We start from the raw sequence: 1,000 nt of genomic DNA on the forward strand, positions 1-1,000 counted from the left end.
TCCGCGCGCCTTAGCATTCTCAGCCCACCCACCTGTGTCGGTTTGCGGTACGGGCACCTTCGCCTGGCTAGAGGCTTTTCTCGGCAGCTTGAGATCATGACCTTCGGTACTGCAATGTTCCCTCCCCGTCACAGCTCAGCCTTACGGTGCGCGGATTTGCCTACGCACCAGCCTTACTGCTTGGACAGACATCCATCAGTCTGCGTCACTACCCTTCTGCGTCACCCCATTGCTCGTAACGGCTTACGGTGGTACAGGAATGTCAACCTGTTGTCCATCGACTACGCCTTTCGGCCTCGCCTTAGGTCCCGACTTACCCTGAGCGGACGAGCCTTCCTCAGGAACCCTTAGGTTTTCGGCGGATCAGATTCTCACTGATCTTTTCGTTACTCATACCGGCATTCTCACTTGAATACAGTCCACCAGTCCTTCCGGTCTGACTTCAACCCGTATTCAACGCTCCCCTACCCAAGCGCAACAAAGTTGCGCTAGCCATAGCTTCGGTGGCGTGTTTAGCCCCGTTACATTTTCGGCGCAGAGTCACTCGACCAGTGAGCTATTACGCACTCTTTAAATGGTGGCTGCTTCTAAGCCAACATCCTGGTTGTCTGTGCAACTCCACATCCTTTCCCACTTAACACGCACTTGGGGACCTTAGCTGATGATCTGGGCTCTTTCCCTCTTGACGATGGATCTTAGCACTCACCGTCTGACTCCCGAGATTCAAATATGCGGCATTCGGAGTTTGACTGGACTTGGTAACCCTTGGCGGGCCCCGCACCCAATCAGTGCTCTACCTCCGCGATTCATTCTCGAGGCTAGCCCTAAAGCTATTTCGGGGAGAACCAGCTATCTCCGAGTTCGATTGGAATTTCTCCCCTACCCCCACCTCATCCCCGAGCTTTTCAACGCTCGTGAGTTCGGGCCTCCAGTGAGTGTTACCTCACCTTCACCCTGGACAGGGGTAGATCACACGGTTTCGGGTCTACGTCCACGTACT

1 rRNA gene is annotated in these 1,000 nt (G+C 54.6%); it reads right to left on the bottom strand.

The window, feature by feature from the left end:
* A 23S ribosomal RNA gene (locus tag FE783_RS37290) occupies positions 1 to 1,000 on the bottom strand; the annotation flags it as partial.

This window comes from Paenibacillus mesophilus, from assembly GCF_005938385.1.
In the GTDB taxonomy this organism is placed as follows: Bacteria; Bacillota; Bacilli; order Paenibacillales; family NBRC-103111; genus Paenibacillus_AB; species Paenibacillus_AB mesophilus.